The 17276-nt window shown below is 67.6% G+C and carries 17 protein-coding genes; 5 read left to right on the top strand and 12 right to left on the bottom strand.

Going from position 1 to position 17276, the window contains the following annotated elements; genetic code table 11:
• A partial coding sequence (locus tag ACFXJL_RS34275) for a TetR/AcrR family transcriptional regulator (protein ID WP_384699295.1) occupies positions 1 to 694 on the top strand: 694 nt, incomplete at its 5' end.
• A 39-nt stretch (positions 695 to 733) separates the two neighbouring features.
• Here the strand turns inward: ACFXJL_RS34275 and ACFXJL_RS34280 are convergent.
• Positions 734 to 1396 (bottom strand): hemerythrin domain-containing protein, encoded by a 663-nt coding sequence (locus ACFXJL_RS34280; RefSeq protein ID WP_384699297.1) that lies wholly within the window; start codon positions 1394 to 1396, stop codon positions 734 to 736.
• 803 nt (positions 1397 to 2199) lie between these two features.
• On the opposite strand from ACFXJL_RS34280, the gene ACFXJL_RS34285 reads away from it, so the two are divergent.
• Positions 2200 to 3015 (top strand): hypothetical protein, encoded by an 816-nt coding sequence (locus tag ACFXJL_RS34285; protein WP_384642767.1) that lies wholly within the window; start codon positions 2200 to 2202, stop codon positions 3013 to 3015.
• A gap of 124 nt (positions 3016 to 3139) precedes the next feature.
• On the opposite strand, the gene ACFXJL_RS34290 is transcribed toward ACFXJL_RS34285, so the two are convergent.
• Positions 3140 to 4930 (bottom strand): ABC transporter substrate-binding protein, encoded by a 1791-nt coding sequence (locus tag ACFXJL_RS34290; RefSeq protein ID WP_384699300.1) that lies wholly within the window; start codon positions 4928 to 4930, stop codon positions 3140 to 3142.
• A 113-nt stretch (positions 4931 to 5043) separates the two neighbouring features.
• Here ACFXJL_RS34290 and ACFXJL_RS34295 point away from each other — a divergent pair, with 113 nt between their 5' ends.
• Both ACFXJL_RS34295 and ACFXJL_RS34300 read left to right on the top strand, forming a co-directional pair.
• The gene (locus ACFXJL_RS34295; RefSeq protein ID WP_384699303.1) at positions 5044 to 5910 is read left to right on the top strand and encodes a nitrilase-related carbon-nitrogen hydrolase; all 867 of its coding nucleotides are present in this window, start codon (positions 5044 to 5046) and stop codon (positions 5908 to 5910) included.
• A 46-nt stretch (positions 5911 to 5956) separates the two neighbouring features.
• Positions 5957 to 6805 (top strand): polysaccharide deacetylase, encoded by an 849-nt coding sequence (locus ACFXJL_RS34300; RefSeq protein WP_384699306.1) that lies wholly within the window; start codon positions 5957 to 5959, stop codon positions 6803 to 6805.
• A gap of 83 nt (positions 6806 to 6888) precedes the next feature.
• Here ACFXJL_RS34300 and ACFXJL_RS34305 read toward each other — a convergent pair whose 3' ends face one another.
• From ACFXJL_RS34305 to ACFXJL_RS34315, 3 genes are all read right to left on the bottom strand, one after another.
• Positions 6889 to 7410 carry an FBP domain-containing protein gene (locus ACFXJL_RS34305; RefSeq protein WP_384699309.1) on the bottom strand — a complete coding sequence of 174 codons (522 nt, stop codon included), beginning with the start codon at positions 7408 to 7410 and terminating at the stop codon, positions 6889 to 6891.
• 533 nt (positions 7411 to 7943) lie between these two features.
• Complete coding sequence (locus ACFXJL_RS34310) at positions 7944 to 8483, bottom strand: hypothetical protein (RefSeq protein WP_384699312.1); 540 nt, start codon at positions 8481 to 8483, stop codon at positions 7944 to 7946.
• A gap of 527 nt (positions 8484 to 9010) precedes the next feature.
• Complete coding sequence (locus tag ACFXJL_RS34315) at positions 9011 to 10279, bottom strand: glutaminase (protein ID WP_384699315.1); 1269 nt, start codon at positions 10277 to 10279, stop codon at positions 9011 to 9013.
• Between the two features lie 434 nt (positions 10280 to 10713).
• Here ACFXJL_RS34315 and ACFXJL_RS34320 point away from each other — a divergent pair, with 434 nt between their 5' ends.
• On the top strand, positions 10714 to 11517 hold the full coding sequence (locus tag ACFXJL_RS34320; protein ID WP_358877996.1) for an IclR family transcriptional regulator C-terminal domain-containing protein: 804 nt from the start codon (positions 10714 to 10716) through the stop codon (positions 11515 to 11517).
• A gap of 214 nt (positions 11518 to 11731) precedes the next feature.
• Here the strand turns inward: ACFXJL_RS34320 and ACFXJL_RS34325 are convergent, their stop codons facing one another.
• The 7 genes from ACFXJL_RS34325 to ACFXJL_RS34355 form a co-directional block, all read right to left on the bottom strand.
• Positions 11732 to 12958: an NAD(P)/FAD-dependent oxidoreductase gene (locus ACFXJL_RS34325; protein ID WP_384642788.1), complete on the bottom strand. Its 1227-nt coding sequence runs from the start codon at positions 12956 to 12958 to the stop codon at positions 11732 to 11734.
• Positions 12958 to 13152, bottom strand: coding sequence for a ferredoxin (locus ACFXJL_RS34330; protein WP_358877994.1), 195 nt, complete (start codon positions 13150 to 13152; stop codon positions 12958 to 12960). The genes ACFXJL_RS34325 and ACFXJL_RS34330 overlap by 1 nt, the downstream gene beginning before the upstream one ends.
• 86 nt (positions 13153 to 13238) lie before the next feature.
• Positions 13239 to 14027: an SDR family NAD(P)-dependent oxidoreductase gene (locus ACFXJL_RS34335; RefSeq protein WP_358877993.1), complete on the bottom strand. Its 789-nt coding sequence runs from the start codon at positions 14025 to 14027 to the stop codon at positions 13239 to 13241.
• On the bottom strand, positions 14024 to 15007 hold the full coding sequence (locus ACFXJL_RS34340) for an ornithine cyclodeaminase family protein (RefSeq protein WP_358877992.1): 984 nt from the start codon (positions 15005 to 15007) through the stop codon (positions 14024 to 14026). Before ACFXJL_RS34340 ends, ACFXJL_RS34335 begins: the two co-directional genes overlap by 4 nt.
• 40 nt (positions 15008 to 15047) lie before the next feature.
• Entirely contained in the window at positions 15048 to 15320 is a 273-nt protein-coding gene (locus tag ACFXJL_RS34345; protein WP_384699321.1) for a dihydrodiol dehydrogenase, read from the bottom strand.
• Positions 15321 to 15869, bottom strand: a complete 549-nt coding sequence (locus ACFXJL_RS34350; RefSeq protein WP_358877990.1) for an aromatic-ring-hydroxylating dioxygenase subunit beta — start codon at positions 15867 to 15869, stop codon at positions 15321 to 15323.
• Entirely contained in the window at positions 15866 to 17209 is a 1344-nt protein-coding gene (locus ACFXJL_RS34355; protein WP_384699325.1) for a Rieske 2Fe-2S domain-containing protein, read from the bottom strand. Before ACFXJL_RS34355 ends, ACFXJL_RS34350 begins: the two co-directional genes overlap by 4 nt.
• Between the last annotated feature and the right edge of the window lie 67 nt (positions 17210 to 17276).

Here is a 17276-nt window from a genome sequence, read left to right on the forward strand (position 1 = left end):
GGGGGGGGGTGCCTCGCCCCCGCCCGGCCGCCCCGGCCCCTCCCGCTCTCTGACCACCAGGGCCGTCGCCGAGGCCGCCCTCGCCGAGGGCCTGGCGGACTTCAGCATGCCCAGCGTCGCCGCCCGTCTCGGTGTCAGCCACTCCACGCTCTACCGCTATGTACACGACCGCGACGACCTGGTCCGCACCGCGATCGGCCTGGCCGTGGAACGCTCCCGGTGGCCGGAGAGCGAGCTGCCCTGGCGCGAGCTGCTGGGGGAGTTCGCCGACCGGATCTGGGAACTGTGCGACGCCCACCCGGGGTTCGCCCAGGCCGTGCTCACCACGCCGGGCACCCCCCCAGCCATCATCGAACGGCTGGTCCGGTACGCCCGCAGTCTGGTCGCGGCCGGCCTGACCGACCGCGAGGCCGTCGTCTCGGTGGACTTCGTCGCCGAACTCGTCCTCACCACCTGGGTCGCCATGCGCCATCTCGACCGGGAGACCAGCGCGGGGAACGGCCGGACGGTACGGCAGGAGTACCGCGACACCTGGTCGGAGACCATCCCGTTCGCAGCCGAGTTCACCGCCGACGCCACCTGGCACGGCCGCGGCTGGTTCACCGACAAGCTCGACATCTATCTGGACGGCCTCGCCCTCCGTATCGGCGCCCGCTCCACCACCGCAGACCACCGGGACGGCAACGCCGACTGAGATCAGGGGGATGCCTGGGCGGGGAGTGGGGACAGGGGGTTACCTGCGGGGACCGGGGGCGAATCCATAGCGGGCGAGGGGGCCGAGGAGTTCGCGTTCCTCGTAGGCGAAGTGGGAGAGGACGGCGTCCGTGAGGAGGTTGATCGCTCGGTTGACGGGGGCGTGGTCGCCGGGGTTGCGGGCGAGGTGGACCAGGGCCCGGTCCACATCCTTGAGGAGGGTGTGGATGGTGCGGTGTTCCTTGTCGAGCCGGTCGAGTACCGGTTGGAGACTGCGCTGGCTGCGGCGCAGATGGGGGAAGACGGTGCGGTCCTCCAGCCGGTGGTGCTCGGCCAAGGAGCGGCAGGAAGCGCGGCAGATCTCGCTGAATCCGCCGTCGGCGGTGGCGAGGGCGAGTGTGTTGATCCGGCCGCGGGCCCGGTCGATGGAGGCACTGCCCTTCCTGACCTGACGCAGGATCTCCCGCACCTGTGTGAGTTCGCGGCGGTAGTGGTTGTGCACCTCGACCAGGCGGCGGGCCTCGCCTCGGCCCTGACGGCTACCACCGTCCCGGGTGGTCTTCGCGGCGGTGGGTCGGCCAGCCTTGTGGGCCGCCTTCTTGGTGCCGTGACGTCTTTTCGGCGCGGGTGCCGGTACGGCTCCGGTTCGGCCGCTCTCCGTGCGGTCCCCGCGCCGACGGCCGCCGGTCCTCTTGTTGCTCATGGTGGCTCCTCGGGGCTGGGATCGCCTTGGGCTGTGCTCGTGCGGGCGGGGCGAGAGCGGCCGTGGGCGGCTGGGGCGGTACGACATGGCTTCGCCAGCCCGTTGGGACGCGTCGCCAGCAAGACCGGGGGCTGGCACGGCGGCCTCGTCGATCATGCACTGTAGGCCGGGGACGCGTTCCGGGAGTGGGTAGCCGTGGCCGGCCAGCCAGTCGTCACCGTGACGGCCGGTGGTCCGCAACGCCCTCGGCCCGTACGAGCCGACCGTCAGTGGGGCGGGCTGCTGCGGGGTGGAGCACACAGCCCCAGGTATTTAGTTGAACAACGAACTATATAGCGGTTCTGGAAACCGGTCAAACGGTGCGTGTCGCATCAACGGTGCGTGTCGAATCGGTGGGGAGGACGGTGGGGAGGTCGCTTCGGGCGGCTATCAGCACCTTGGTCACCGACAGGCCGTCGAAGTGGCTCGTATCCAGGTGGTATCGACGGGCTGCGGTCGGGGTGCATGCTCCCGGCCCTCGGTTCGTCGTCCTGGCCGGGTGATCAAGGCCGGATTCTCATGGCGCGCCCCGAAGGGCCGGGCTGGCCGGAGGTGGCTGCTCCGTTTTGACGGCCGTGAGTGCATTGAGCCGGGCGGCGCTGTGCGCGGGGCCGCGTGGCGGCCAGGACGCCCACCAGTGCGGCCATCGGGCGTGGTGAGCCGGCTGGTGGGGCTTCATGCCGGGAGTGGATTGCCGATTAGCATGGGCGGTCGCAGGAGCATCAAGCCCCCTGATTACCAAGCTACTTGGACATACGGGACCGGTGGGAGCATCTTCTCGCTGGTCTCGTCCGGGTCTGAACGAACCAGAGGAATCGGAAGAGATGAAGTCTAGGTTTTCCGTCATCGGCGCCATGGTGGCGGCAGTCGCGTTGCTGTTATCCGCCCAACCCGCGGTAGCGGCCGAGCGGCCTCTGGAAGGCAACGGTTGGAAGCTTCTGCCCCAGCACCGCGTGACCAGCATCGAGCCCGGCACCGTCTTCACCGTCACGTTCACGTCAACGGCGCTCAAGACCAAGTACACGCCGTATCTCACCCGGTCGATCGCGCAGCTCCAGGCCGAAGGCGTGAACATATCCATCGGTGGCGTCACCAACGTCGATCCCGCAGTGTGTCCTCCCACCAAGGGAACGATCCAGTTCGCCGAGGTCTACCGGCCTCTGAACGGGCAGCCGGGCATGTCCCGCGCCCTGCCCTGCTGGACCGGCGACAACGCAGCATGGGGCGGACACGTCCAGATGAACTCGGAGTACTGGACCGGGTGGTATCTGCCCACGTACATGCTGAACAACGTCTTCCCCCACGAGATGCTTCACGTTCTCGGCCTGGACCACCCCAACAAGGACCTCAACGGCGACGGCACCGTGGCGGCGGGCGAGTGCGTAGCCACCTCGTACGGCATTAAGCCCATCATGTGCAGCCCGAACGGCGGCTACACCACAACCGCCGACCAGGGCAAGTTGGTCGGCTTCGATACGGCAGGCGTGCGACAGCTCATCGCCAACGGCACGATCCCGTCCATCTCCGCCAAGCGTGAGAATCGCCCCGCACGTGGGGAGATGGGTTCACCGATCGGCTGAGGCGGTGACCGGCTGAGCAGGGTGGCGCCGCCCCCGTACCTCGGTGGCGCCGCCCTGTTCCCCGGGCATCGGGCCGGGCCGGCCCTTCCGCCCCGACCACCTGTCCGCGTAGTAGACGCCGGTCTCAGGCTGTCGGCCTGAAGGGCGCGGTGGAGTACGGCGCGGGGGCGATGATGTGGTGGTGGCCGTCCTGGACCTGGTAGACGAGGTGGGCCTGCGCGATGGACGGGTCGGTCGTCTGATCCGGGTAGACCAGATTGGTCTGGTCTACGGAGCCGAAGTGGTAGGAGCCGTTGACCCCGCGATGGACGATGCGGCGCAGGACACGGTTGACCTCTTCGGTGTCGTGCGGCGAGTCACACTGCGACCATGCCGCGGCCAGCAGATGGATCATGTCGTAGCGAATTCCCGCGCTGGACATTCCGGATGTGCTCCCGAAGCGCTGAAGGAACCGTCGCTCGAATTGATGGCCGAAGTCGTCGCCGTACAGTCCGCTGACGGTCGCCCAGAGCATTCCTTCGGCGAGCCCGTCGGCTTGGTCGAGGAATTGGGGAACCGAGGGCGAGTACAGGGCGTACAGCAGGGCATCGGACGGATCTCGCCGGAATTTGCGGACAAAGGCGGCCAGCTCGGCGGCGGTGAAGTGGGCGACCATGACGGCGGCGGGGTCCAGGTCGCGGATTCGCTGAATGACCGTGGTCCAGTCCGGCGAGAAGGAATTGATGTGCTCGACGGTCGGCCGCCATCCGGCTCGCTCGGCCGCCTCCATCGCGGATGGGGTGAACGTCCTCATATCGGTGTCGTCGGTGTCGAAGACCTGAAGTCTGTTCGAGGTCGGGCGCCACGCGCCTGAGTCGCGCAATGTGGTGAGCGTACGGACGAAGCCGATTCCGTACACGCTCTCTGGACCGCATACCTGGAAGACGTTGCTGAACGTGTCGGACTCGTCGGCGATGAGATCGGCGGCGCTCGCCGACGTCGAATGGTGCAGGAGGGGAGAGCCCGCGGAGGCCGCGGGGAGGAACTGCGCACTGAGCGAATCTCGGGACCGCTGGAGCGTGTATCCGGTGGTGATCGCGTCGACGTCCTCGCCGACGAGTCGTTCGATCGCGTGCTGTATCGCCCGGCCGTCCTGGATGTTGACCCGGAGCGGGACGTGCTCGATCCTGCGGCCGGCTACACCGCCGCGTTCGTTGATCTCGTCCACGGCGAGCCTGGTGCCCTGTTCCATCTGGAGGCCGTCACCGCGCCAGTCCCCGGCGGAGGGGTAGACGGCACCGATCATCAGCGGCCTCGGCCGAGTGACGCGCCGCCGTGGAGTGGGGTGGGACGGGCTCCCGGGGTTGTCGCGTACCGCCGCTTCCAGCCTGAGCGGGCCGAGTGACGGGAGGCCCACCAGGTCGCCCCGTACCGGGAGGGTGAACAGGTCCCGGTCCAGCGCGATCGCCGTCGCCGCAGCACGGCTGGTGACGCCCAGCTTGTGCAGGAGCCGCTCGACGTGGGTGGCAGCCGTACGCCGGGAAACCGTCAGACGGGTGGCGATATCGGGGTTCGTCAGTCCGCAGGCGACCAGGGTCAGCACCTGGAGTTCACGCCCGGTGAGTCCGGAACGTTCCTCCGGCGTGAACGGCCGGACCTCGACGTGACAGCCCCCGGACGGACGCCCGGCCGGTGCGATACGGACGCGCAGTATCCGGGGACGGTCCGGGTCGGGCTCCTTGGGGAGGGTGGCCGGGTCGGGGCTGGTGTCCCAGGCGAAGCACACGGGGGTGGGCAGCTCGACACGGGCCGCCGTGCGCAGATAGCGGGAAAGGCCGGCGTGCACGGTGATTTCGCCGCGATGGCGTTCCCGGATCTCACCCGTGCGGGACACCACGGCGATCATCTCGGACGAACGCGGCGGATACGTGCTCACCGGGGCATCGTAACCGCAGGTCCTGGTCTCTGCCTGTCGGTCATCTGACCGACGAATTCGGACTTTCTCGCTGACAGCATGCGGGCATCGCCCGGACTCAAGGGAGAGCCCTGATGCCCAGAATCGCCAGCTGTACTTCAGCGTTCCGTGAAGTCGCGGATTTCGAGGAATTCGCCGCACATATTCGGGATCTGCTCGACCAGTCGGCCGGCGCCGACCTCGTCGTACTGCCCGAGCTGATCACCTTCGAACTCATGACGGCCGTACCCGGCTGGCGTGACGCCGTGGATCTGGAGCCTGCGGTCGAGACCGTACAGTTCACCGACCGCTACCGCGAGCTCATGGCCCGCGAGGCCGCGGAGCGCCGTCAGCACATCCTCGCCGGTTCGCATCTGGTCCGCACCGTGGACGGCGGCCTGCTCAACGTCGCTCCTCTTTTCGGGCCGGACGGAGCGCTGCTGCACGAGCACGCCAAGACCCATCTCTTCCCGCTCGAATCCTCCCTCGATATCGGCGAGGGAGACGACATGGCGGTCGTGGAACTTCCCTTCGGGATCGTCGGCGTGAACATCTGCTACGAGGCCGAGATACCGGAATGCGCGGCGTCGCTCACCGAGCAGGGCGTACAGATCGTCCTCGTCCCCTCACTCACCATCACCGAGGCCGGATTCTGGCGTGTCCGTCACTGCGCCGCCGCCCGCGCCATCGAGAACCAGATCTACACCGTGCACTCCGGCGTCGCCAGCCCCGCCCGGGGGCCCTGGCCAGGAGCCTGGGCGCGCAGCGCGGTCCTGGGCCCCTGCGACGCGGGCTGGCCCGCGAACGGAGTCCTCGCCGAGACCGCCGCCAACGTCGACGCGGTCGCCGTGGCCGACGTCGATCTTCAGTGGCTCGCCGAGAACCGGAAGACGGGCGCCGCGACGACCTTCGCGGACCGCCGCCGACGCGCGGAGCTCTACCGGGCCTGGCCCTCCCATTGAGCCCGAGTTTTGCCACCGACCATCCCGATCAAGGAGACGAGCAGCCATGACCAAGCCGACTGTATGCCTGACCTTCGACTTCGACGCCATCTCCGTCTGGCTGGGCACCATGGGCCTGTCCACACCGACGTATGTCTCGCGCGGCGAGTTCGCCGCGAATGTCGCGACCCCGCGCATCCTCGATCTGCTGGAGCGGGAAGGAGTCACGTCCACCTGGTACATCCCTGGCCTGGACGTCGACACCTACCCGGACGTGTGCAAGCGCATCCGCGACGCGGGCCATGAGATCGGCCACCACGGCTACGCCCATGAGGGCCCTACCAGCCTGGATGAAGCGGCCGAATCCGAGGTGCTGGAGCGTGGACTCGACGCTCTGGAGCGGGTTCTCGGAGTCCGCCCGGCCGGATATCGGTCCCCTGCGTTCGATCTCTCCCAGAACTCCACACGGCTGTTGTCCGACTTCGGGTTCACCTATGACAGCAGCATGATGGGGCACGACTTCGAGCTGTACCGCTGCCGTACCGGTGACATCGTCCACTGGGACCGGGCCGTGGAGTTCGGGCGCGAGCTGGACCTGGTCGAGGTGCCCGTCTCCTGGACCCTCGACGACTTCCCCTTCATGGAGTTCGCCCTCGCCCCGCCGATGCTGATGCCCGCCTCCACCGACGTTGAAGGGCTCGCCAACCGCTGGCTGGCGGATCTCGACTTCATGGTGGAGGAGGTTCCGCACGGCGTGTTCACTCAGACCTTCCACCCGCAGTCCATCGGCCGCGCCGGGCGCATCCGCATCCTGGAACGGATCATCCGCCGGGCCAAGGAGCACGGTGCACGGTTCTCCACCGTGCACCAGGCGGTCGGCGACTGGACCGCACAGTCCGGCACCGGCAGGGCCTGACACCACCGCGCCCCTCGGCCCTACGCACCGATCGTCCGGCGGCAAGTGTGTCCTCCCCTGAGGATTCTCAGGGGAGGACCACCTCACCTTCTGCGGCGTGTGGTTCGTTCGGTGTCGGACACCGAACGGATGAAGGCGATCGTGCGCGAGCGCATGCCTTCGCGGCGGGTGGCGATGATTTCGTCGTCCGGAGGATCGAAGGCTTGGCGGATCGGCTTGGTGTGCATCTTCACCGCGCAGTCGAGATCGGTGCACAGGAGGAGGCCGACCGCGTTTAGACGTTCACGTTTGTCGCGTGATGGTCGTCGGGCGGTGAACAGCGAAACCTCGTTGAACCGCCGGGTGGACCGGCATAGGTCGCACATCACCGCGCGCGATCCGTGTACCGCGTGGTTCGGGGCCTGCCGCAGCAGCACTCCCAACGCCTGGCCGTCCACCTCGGTGACGAGGTAGGCGCACTTCGCGGCGCGCAGATCCCGCCACCCGAGGTAGTCGATCCGGTGCCACGGGGTGTCGTCGAACCAGGCTGGCAGTCGTACTTTGTTCTCGGTCGGGTCCAGGTTCACGATCGCGCCGCGCACCTCTTCCCTGGTCATGGGACGCATGACGGCTCCTATCGCCGGTGGCAGGCGAAAGTGCCGGTCAGGATGGTCGGTGGAGTGCTGGAGAGAGACTTGTTGGTGTGGGACACCCGGGGTGCTCCTTGCTGGGAGTGTGAGATGACAGCAAGAGCAGGCCGAGCGGCCTCGACGAAGAAGGCACCCACTCCAGGCGCCGCGACATGCGCGTGGGCCAGGACATGGGTTGGTTCAGAGCACCGGAGAGTGTCACGTCCGGTCGCCGTCCGGCAGGGGACGGCATCAGAAGACGGACTACTGGCTAGACGGTGCCGCGAGGCGCGCGCGGCGCGAGCCGAAACATAAATCTCTCTCCTCGGGCACAAGCCCCAGAGCGGGTCGAAGGAACTCCGCGAGGGTAACAACGGCTCCGGGATGAATGCGAACGCTTTTTCGGCACCGCCCCACCGCAGTCCTGGAGCGGCGCCACGGCCACAAGCGCCTCGGCGGACTGCAGGCTGTTCCCCGAGACCGAGAGGGCGGTGGTGAACGTGCCGCGGCTCATCAACGGTGATGGCGGCTCACAGTTCGTCGCCCACCGTGGCTGGTTCCGGAGGATGCCGCCCACCGCCGTCCTTGAGGTCCTGCTCGCAGGTTCGTCGGTCGAGGGACGACTGATCATTGGGGATCAGTAGCACTGCGGCAACCTGCTCAGGGTGCTCGACGGCGAGCCAGCCGTCGCCTGTGAGATCACCGTCTCGCCCGAACGCCTCGTACCAGTGGACCGTCTGACACCCCAGCGCCACACGCTCCTCGTCGACCGCGCAGGCGTCCACCGCAGGCTCGGTTATCCCGTCGGCGCGGTCGAATCGGAAGTGGAAGTGGACCCGGTCACCTTCGGAGGGCACCTGTGGGTGGGGTTCAAGGCGCCAGCCAACGACCTCGGCGGTGACGCCGAGAGGCCGCCCGTCCGTGTCTTCGACCTGCACCCTGACACCGGCCGCACCGCGCTCCGCCGTCGTGTCGGTGCAGCCCCAGGAACCCCAGGAAGAGGAACAGCCGGATAGGGCGAGAAACGCCAGCGCCAACGGAGCGCCGGCAAGTCCCCGTGTGGAGAACACGGACATGACCTCCAGTCAGGACGGAGCGGAGCAGCATACCCCGGGGCCTGGTAGCTGCTCGTAAGGGCGCCTGGCGCCTGCGGCGGCGAACCCTCACACTCGACGTCACCAGCCTCGTCAACAACCCGTCAGGTCAAAACTCCCAGCGGGCATGGACTGGACGTGAAACGGTGCACAGCCGTTGTCCAACGCACTGGTTCCACGCAACCCCCACGCACGCGGCCCCCACCGGAGGCCATGGGTCACCTTCCGCAGCTGACGCGGCAGACCTCGCGGGGAAAGGCTCCATCGCTCCTCAGGGCCACCGCACCGCGACAGCGGCAGCTGAGACCTCGACCGTGTGGGGTGGTACCTCTGCAAGTGCCCCGCGCCACTGACACCGAGTTGGGCGCCGACGAGAACCCCGCCTTCGAAGGCAGGACGTTTCGCCTCCACCCGGCGCGGAACGGACGGGCGCTCGCTGTTCGTGCGTCAAACCTCTCTCTTCGTCGGGCGGCTCCCGTGCTGGGCCACCTTGTGCGGTGAGGTCACGGCTCGTTCCACCTCCCTACGACGGTGACTCGGCCACCATCGCCGGGATCGGGATCGGGCACGATCGATTCCGGGTCGACGAGGTACACCTCGTGACCATCCAGCGTGAGCCGACGCACGACCTCAAGCAGCATGCGCCGTGCCACGTCATCGATCGCATAGACCATCGTGAGGTCCAAAACCACCCTGACCTCTGCGGGGGCAGTGTTCACGATTTCCCGGACAACTCTCTCGGCTCCGGCGAAACCGATCCCACCTTGCAGTTGGATGACCCGGGCCGCGTTCGGTCCGCCGCCGACGACATGGTTGGACCGCACGATGGCACGCGCAGCGGCTGGGACCTCCATCACATGGAGACCCATGTCGGAGGAGAACCGCTCGAACAGCGACACTCCGCGAACGCTGTTCCCGTGGGCATCCAGTCGTGGTGAGAAGGTGGCGATGCCGATCTGGCCGGGGAGAGCTCCGATCAGGCCCCCGGCCACGCCACTCTTCGCCGGAATGCCGACCTGGGTCGCCCAGTCACCGGCCGCGTCATACATTCCGCAGGTGGACATGACGCTCAGCACCTGACGTACCACCGGCTCGTGCACCACTCGCTCACCGGTGAGAGGGTTTACGCCGCGATTGGCCAACGTCGCGGCCATCATGGCCAGATCTCGCGCGGTGACGAGCACAGAGCACTGGCGGGTGTAGCCCTCGACGATGGTCCTGGGGTCCTCGGTCAGGATGCCGTAGCCGCGGAGCATGTACGCGATGGCGAGGTTGCGGTGCGCATGCTCCATCTCCGACACGCACACCGCCTCATCAATCCTCAGCCTACGACCGGCAAACGCCGAAAGACCGCGGACCACGCGCTCCACGCGATCCGTCGGACTCATGCCCTCCGAACCGGCCAGCGAGTGGGCGGTGATCGCACCAGCGTTGATCATGGGATTGAAAGGGCGCCCAGTAGCACTTTCGAGGGAGATCTGGTTGAACGCCTCTCCCGATGGCTCGACACCGACTTTGGCAAGCACGGGGGCGAAGCCGCGATCAGCCAGTGCCAGCGCGTACATAAACGGCTTGGAGATCGATTGGATCGTCAACTCGGTATCGATGTCGCCGGCACCGTAGATCTCGCCGTCAACGGTGGCGAAGACCGCACCGAGGCGCTCAGGGTCCGCTGCCGCAAGCTCAGGGATGTAGTCCGCCAGCTGCCCAGACCTGTTCGACTCGACATCTCCGAGGGCCTCGGCCAGATAGTCGGGAATGACCAACCGCATGCGTCCTCCTCCGTCCTCTCGGGCGATGAATCTGTGATGCCAGCGCTGAGGCCGCCGTGGTGCACGTGCCTTCCTGACACTCTTCGGTGCCTTACCGAGTCACAACGCCGATGCCTGAACCGTAGCCGCAGTCCTCGTCCTCGGCCCTTCCCTGCTCAGCCACGCGGCGTAGCTGCTCGGGGTGAGACGAACCCCCGCCGAGCCGGTAGGCAAGGCTCGACAGGGGGTGAGGCTGGCGTGCCGCAGGGGCGGGCATCAGCCCCGCCCCGAGGGAGACGTACGTACCGGGCATGAGGGATATCTGACAGGCCACCGCTCGCATAATCCTCCTGGTGGGGCCGCCGCGACCCCCTTTATCCACCGGAGCGAGCGCGGGGCGGCGGCAATCGCGTTCGAATGATCATCCGCGATATCGGGCGTGGTAGATTTCGCTGATGTTCGAAAGTGGCGATACGGCCCGCGCCTCCACATCCAGCTCCATGCAGAGCATGCACAGAGCCATGCAGATGCTGGAGTACCTCGCCGAAAAGCCGATGCGAGCAACAGAACTCGCGGAGCGTACCTCCACGAAATGGGCGACCGCGCACCGAACCCTCGCGTATCTCCGCGAGCACGGGTTCGTGCATCGTGACGAGGCGACCGGGCTGCACTACGTCGGTCGCCGACTGTTCGCACTCGGATCGTCGTACCTGAGCGAGCACCCGCTGTTCCACACCGGCGAACCGCTCATGCGGAACGCTTCCGATCGCGTGGCCGGATTCGTTCAGATCGCTGAGCGTGACGCGTATGCGTCCATCGCGATCGCGAGCGTCGAACCGCGCAATCCGGTTCCCAGTCTTTCCTACGCCAACACCTACCGCCCGTACCCTCTGCACATCGGTGCCCGCGGACTGGTCCTGCTGGCTTTCGCTCCGGCGGCATTCACTGATGCCTACATCGACCACTACACGTCGGTGCAGGACGGCGAGAACGCCATCGTCGACGCCGCCGCGCTGCACGCCACCCTGGAGGGAGCGAGGACCTCGGGAGTCGTGACCACGGACCAGGACATGACCACGGCGACGACAGCGACCGCTGCTCCTGTGCGCAATGTCGAGGGGGTGGTGGTGGCGTCGGCGTCCGTTGTGAACGGACGGGGTGACGGGCATGATCCTGTCGTGGTCCGGGACGTCGCGCTGGGCCTGGCGACCTCGCTGTCCCAGTTGCTCGGGTGGCGAGGGAAGGTCGCTCCCCGATAGGTGCCTGAGCGTCTGTCGGTGGGATCGGGGCCCAGATGAGGTGCGGTGTGTCGCCGGCCTCCCGTAGAGCCTCCGACTCTCATGGAGGCGGCCGGCCGGGTGGCCCTTGCGGGAGCTACTGGCAAGGGCCACCCGGTGGGCTGTTCCTGCAAGCCGAAGTCGTCGGCCGATCAAACCCGCCCCTGCGAGGCAGGGAGGGGCTGTTGACACGCGGTCAGTGGGTGAGGTCCTCCTGTGGCCAGGGCGCGCCGTCGGCGACGAGCGCCTGGTGGCGGACGAGGGCGCGGGGCGCGTCGACGGCCGCGGCGGCCGTGACTCGTCCGTCCCTGCTGTAGACGGCGACGAGTCCGGACTGTCCCGGTTGGCCGGCGAGGATGTCGACCTGGTCGTCGGGATGTGGTGTCCCCACCATCTGCATCCGCGTGCCGAATTGATCCGTCCAGAAGGAGGGCAGCGCATCCAGCCGTGACACGGCGCTCCCTTCGGCGGCCACCGCACCGGCGATGATGTTCTCCGCCACGACGGTCGCCTGTAGGTTGACGTGATTCCAGTGCTCCGACCGCACAGGACGAGCGTGGCGCAGGGAGTACCACTTGGCCGCGTCCCCGAGGGCCAGGACCCCGGGTGCGGAGGTGCGACCTCCGTCATCACAGACCACACCGTTGTCCACGTCGATGCCCGCCCCCACCAGCCATTGCGTCTCGGGGACACCGCCGAACCCGATGACCACCAGGTCCGCGTCGAGGACACGGCCGTCGGCCAGCCGGACGCCGGTGACATGGCCATCGCCGACCAGCCCCGCCACACCGGTGCCCAGTTCGAGGACCGTGCCCCGTGCCGTATGCAGTCGGGCGAAGTGGTTCCCGACGACGGGCCCCAGGGCGGTGAACATCGGCGCGGGCTGAACATCGACGATCGTCACGCTGCGGCCGAGCGCGCGGGCACTGGCCGCGACTTCGCAGCCGATGAACCCGGCACCCAGAACGACGACCTTCGCCGCGACGGGCAGTTCGGCGCGGATGGCGAGTGCGTCCTCCATGGTGCGCAGGACGTGGACACCCCTCAGGTCCGCGGGGAACGGTGGCCGACGCGCACACGAGCCCGTCGCGATCGCGACAACGTCCGCCGTGAGGGACGACCCGTCGTCGAGCGTCACCGTGTTCCCGCCCCGATCGACCCGTAGCGCAGTGGCACGGAGCCCGGTACGCAGGTCGATCGCGAGGCCCGCCACCTCCTCCTCGCTCATCAGGTACAGCGAATCGGGCGCCGCGCGACCGGTGAGGAGGTCTTTGGACAACTGGGTCCGGTCGTAGTGCGCGTGAGACTTCTCCGCCCCGATCACCGTCACTCGTCCGTCGTAGCCGAGCCGGCGCAGCTCTTGGGCGAGGGACATCCCGCCGAGGGATGCGCCGACAACCAGGACATGCTCGGGCGGGGCCATCAGCCGGTCACCTGGAGGGCGCGCGCAGGGCAGGAACGCACGGCGCGCTCGGTCTTGGCCCGCAGTTCATCCGCCGGCTCGTCGTTGAGCACGATGACCTTGTTCTCGTCCTCGTCCAGGTCGAACACGGCGGGGGACTCCAGCATGCAGCTGCCGTACCCACGGCACTTGTCGAGGTGGGCGATCACTTTCATAGCAGTACCTCTGAGCTTTCGAATACGTCGGCGCGTCTGCGGACGCGCCGGGCGACCGGGGGACGACGTGGGGGGATGCGGCACGGTCAGCCGAGGAGATAGCCGCCGTCGATCGGCAGGACGGTGCCGGTGATGTAGCGGGACCCGTCACCGGCGAGGAAGACGATGGTGTCCGCGACTTCGTCGACGGTGCCGGGACGCTGCATGGGCACCACACCGCCGACGGGAGCCGGCTCATTCGGGACATCCACACAGCGCGCGTCGGCCTGTAGCGCCGCCGCGCTGGTTTCGAAGAGCCGGGTGGGAATCCAGCCGGGGGCGACTGCGTTGACGCGGACGCCTTGGGCCGCGACCTCGGCGGCCACCTTCTGGGTCAGGCCCACTACCGCGTGTTTGGAAGCGATGTACGCGGCGCCTCCGCCGCGGGGGACGAGACCCGCGGACGAGGCCACCGTGATGATGCTGCCCCGGCGTCGCTCGGCCATGGCGGGCAGCGCGGCCCGCAGGACGTTGGCGGTTCCCTGGACATTCACCCGAAGGACCAACTCCCAGGAAGCAGAGCTGAGTTCGGCGAAGGTCTGGTTCTGGTCGAAGATGCCCGCGGCGTGGACCACCACGTCCAGGGGGCCCAGCTCGTGCTCCGCCGCGCGGACCGTTTCGGTGACGGCGGCCTCGTCCGTGACGTCCACGCAGTACGCTGCGGCTGACGCGCCCAACGACTGGATACCGTCGACAGTCTTCTGCGCACCGGACCGCGACAGGTCCACGGCGGCCACCGCGTACCCGGCACGACCCAGTGCACGGGCGGCTGCGGCTCCGATCCCACTGCCGGCTCCGGTGACCAGCGCGCCGCGCCGGGTGGCGGAGGTGCTCATGATCCTGCCGGCTTCTTGACTCGTAGGAGGTCGATCGTCGTTCCGATGCCGCTGGCCTGGGCGCTGGTGTACACCACATGTGCGGCGACGAGGTCCTGTAGCGCGGTTCCGACTGATTTGTAGACGGCGATGTCCGTGGGGCTCTCGCGGTGCGCGCCCTCGGCGGCGAGCTGTGCGAGCGGTCGCATCTTGTCACCCAGAACACCGGCCTCGGCCGCGGCGATCAGGTCACCTGACTCCCCTCGGGCCTGTTCGGGTGCGTCACTGACGACAAGGGAGGCGCGGGCGATCACATCGACGTCGAGTTCGCGCAGCGCCGGCATGGTGGAACCGATGGACAGCACAGTCGCGCCGGGGTTGAGCCACTGGCCGCGCAGGGCGGTGCGTCCGGTGCCGATTCCGGTGTTGGTCGCCACGACCACGACTGGTGCCGAGGCTGCCTCCTCGGCCGCGTCCACCGGGACGACATCGATGCCGAGCCGCTCGGCCATACGTTGCGCGAACCGTGTGCGTCGTTCCGCGTTAGGGCTGAACACCGAGACCTTGGCGACCTCGATGGCGGCGCAGACACCTTCCAGATTGGTCTCGGCCTCCAGACCGGAACCGATCAGTCCGACGTTGATGGCGCCGTTCGGGGCGAGGACGCCGGCCGCAACGCCCGTCGCGGCGCCCGTGCGGGCAGCGGTGAGGTAGGCGCCGTCGAGTTGGGCCAGCAGTTCGCCGGACGCCTCGTCGTAGAGGCCGATCAGGTACTGGACGCCACCGGCGGCGACTTCGTTGAACACCTTGAAGCCCATCACGCCGGCGCCGCCGACGATTCCGGGCATCAGGCGGAAGAATCCCGGTTGCGCACTCAGGTTGATGCGGTCGGGGAGCTGCACACCACCTCGGGCCTCGACCCGGTACCCATCGCGCAAGGCGTCGACGAGGCGGTCCATGCGGAGGCAGGCGCGGACTTGGTCGTCCGTCAGGAGAAGCATGTTCGACAACTTTCTCGATCGTGGCGGTGCCACGGTCGGGTCACGGGGACGGGCTCGGCCCAGGGCCGAAGGGCTGGTCGAGGAAATGGGAGAAGACGTCCGGCGACTGCCAGGTGACGCTCTCAAGAGCGAGGGGATCGAGGCGGATGCGATGACCCAGTCGCAGTGACCGGATTTCCACCCGGTGGCCGTTCGGGGTCCTGATCTTGCTGACCCGCACGGCCGTGAACTCGTTGATCACGGTGAACTCCGCATCGACGACGCCCTCCGCGGGCAGCGCGGCCTCGGCGTCCTGGGGGGTCTCGGCGGACACTTAGATCACCATCCGCAGATGCGGCAGCCGGATGACGCTCTCGTCGAAGACGCTCGTGCGGCGCACCAGGCCCCAACCCTCCGGGCGTCGCCGCACCAGGTCGCGTCGCCCCGCCGGGGCGATGACAGCGGGGTGCGCTTGGTGGACGACGCTGATCAGCACATTGCTGTCGACCACGTACTCGCCCTCCTCCTCACCGGGCTGCGCCACGACGTTGGTCACGAAGCGCCGGATGCGATGCAACGGCACCTCGCCCCAGGCGAAGTCGATGTGGTCCGGCTCGAATCGGCGCGCCCACAGCGAGGCCAGGGAATCCCGGGATTCATCGACGAGATACACCCCGGGAACGGTCGGCCCCAGCGAGGGATCGTCGCGAGTGACGGTGACGGGAACCCGGTAGACGAACTCGTCCTCCAGCAGTGGAAGCCAGTTCGGATAGTCGTAGGCGTCCAGCAGTCGCGCCTCGATGTCGTAGAAGTGGCGCAGTGAACTCGATGTCTCGGCGTCCACCGTGCGGAACCGGGGGAGCGGGCTCGTCCGGATGTTCATCGGGTCTTCCTCCGTCCCGCTCCGGCGGACACGAACGATTCGTCGTTCATCAGCTCGGCCCAGCGTCGGTACAGCTCGCGCTGGTTGGTCTCGGAGTGGTCGATGTCATAGACGTCCCCGGGCCAGTCCGTCTCCGTGTCCTTCATCGCGGAGAGGCCGCCTTCGTAGACGAAGTCCGTCGCGCGGGCGACCGATCCGCGGCTCATGTCCGCGACGCTCGTCCAGTTCTGTAGGTCGTCGGTGTCGAAGATGCCGGCGAGGCCGACCATGCGCAGGTTGGCCCGCAGCGAGTGCGCGCGCTGCTCCTCGTCGTACCACTTCGGCACGAGCGCCCAGAGCATGAGTTCGCTGTGCATGTTGTCGATCGGGTGCCAGACGCGGAACTGGACGTAGGACACGGCCGGGGTGTCGTCACCGGAGTCGAGGGAGGCTGCGTCGATGAGTGACAGGTTCGGGAAGATGTTCCCGTGGAGGACGGACTGGCGTGACATCAGGTCGACTTGGGCCGGCTCCAGGGCCTCGGCCATCTCCTGCCACTTGTCCTGCGGGTAGCCGAAGAACATCGGCTCGGTGCCGGGCAGGTCGTAGTGCTGCACGCGGAACGCGTGCCCATTGCCCGCGACGACACATCGGCCCCGCATATCGGCCATGGAGACGCCGTCCAGTTGGGGGAAGGCGTCGGTGTTGAGGTAGGTGCCCAGTTCGATCGGGCTCTGATGGGTCGTGGCGAGGTGGTACCCGTCTCCGGCGAAATTCTCCGAACCGAGCTTCCAGTTAGTTCGGACCCTTGCGCGGGCCGGTGGGCCAACCGCCACCAGGTCACCGGCCTTGTGGAGGACCCCTTTGAGGTACCACGCGGCCGGCCCCAGTTCCTCCACCAGGGGAGGGGCTTCGGGGTTCCAGCTTGCGAAGACGAGCCCGTGGAAGCTCTCCACATGGGGCACGCGCACCAGGCCGAACGCCGACTTGTCGAACGACGGGTCGAAGACCTGTTTGCGTTCGGGGACCCCCTTGAGTTCGCCGGAGTTGGCGAAGGTCCATCCGTGGTAACTGCACCGGAAGTGCGATGAGTTACCGAGGTCGGCGCGGCACAGTTGGGTTCCCCGGTGGGTGCACGAGTTGAGGAATGCACGGATCTCGCCGCTCTCGTCACGGGTGACGATGACGTCTTCGCCGCCCAGGTTCCGTGTGACGTAGTCACCCGGTTCGGCGATCTCACTCTCGTGTGCCACGAAGAGCCAACATCTGCGGAAGATGCGCTCCATCTCCACCTGGAACTCTTCTTCGCCCCAGTACGACTGCCGGCTCACCCGGGTGTCGGTCACTTCTGCCCTGATCATCTGCAGACTCCTGTCGTCCAACACAATGCAGGCTCTATCCAAATAGTGGATAGCTCATCCACTTAGT

This window comes from Streptomyces sp. NPDC059256 (assembly GCF_042753785.1).
Taxonomy (GTDB): domain Bacteria; phylum Actinomycetota; class Actinomycetes; order Streptomycetales; family Streptomycetaceae; genus Streptomyces.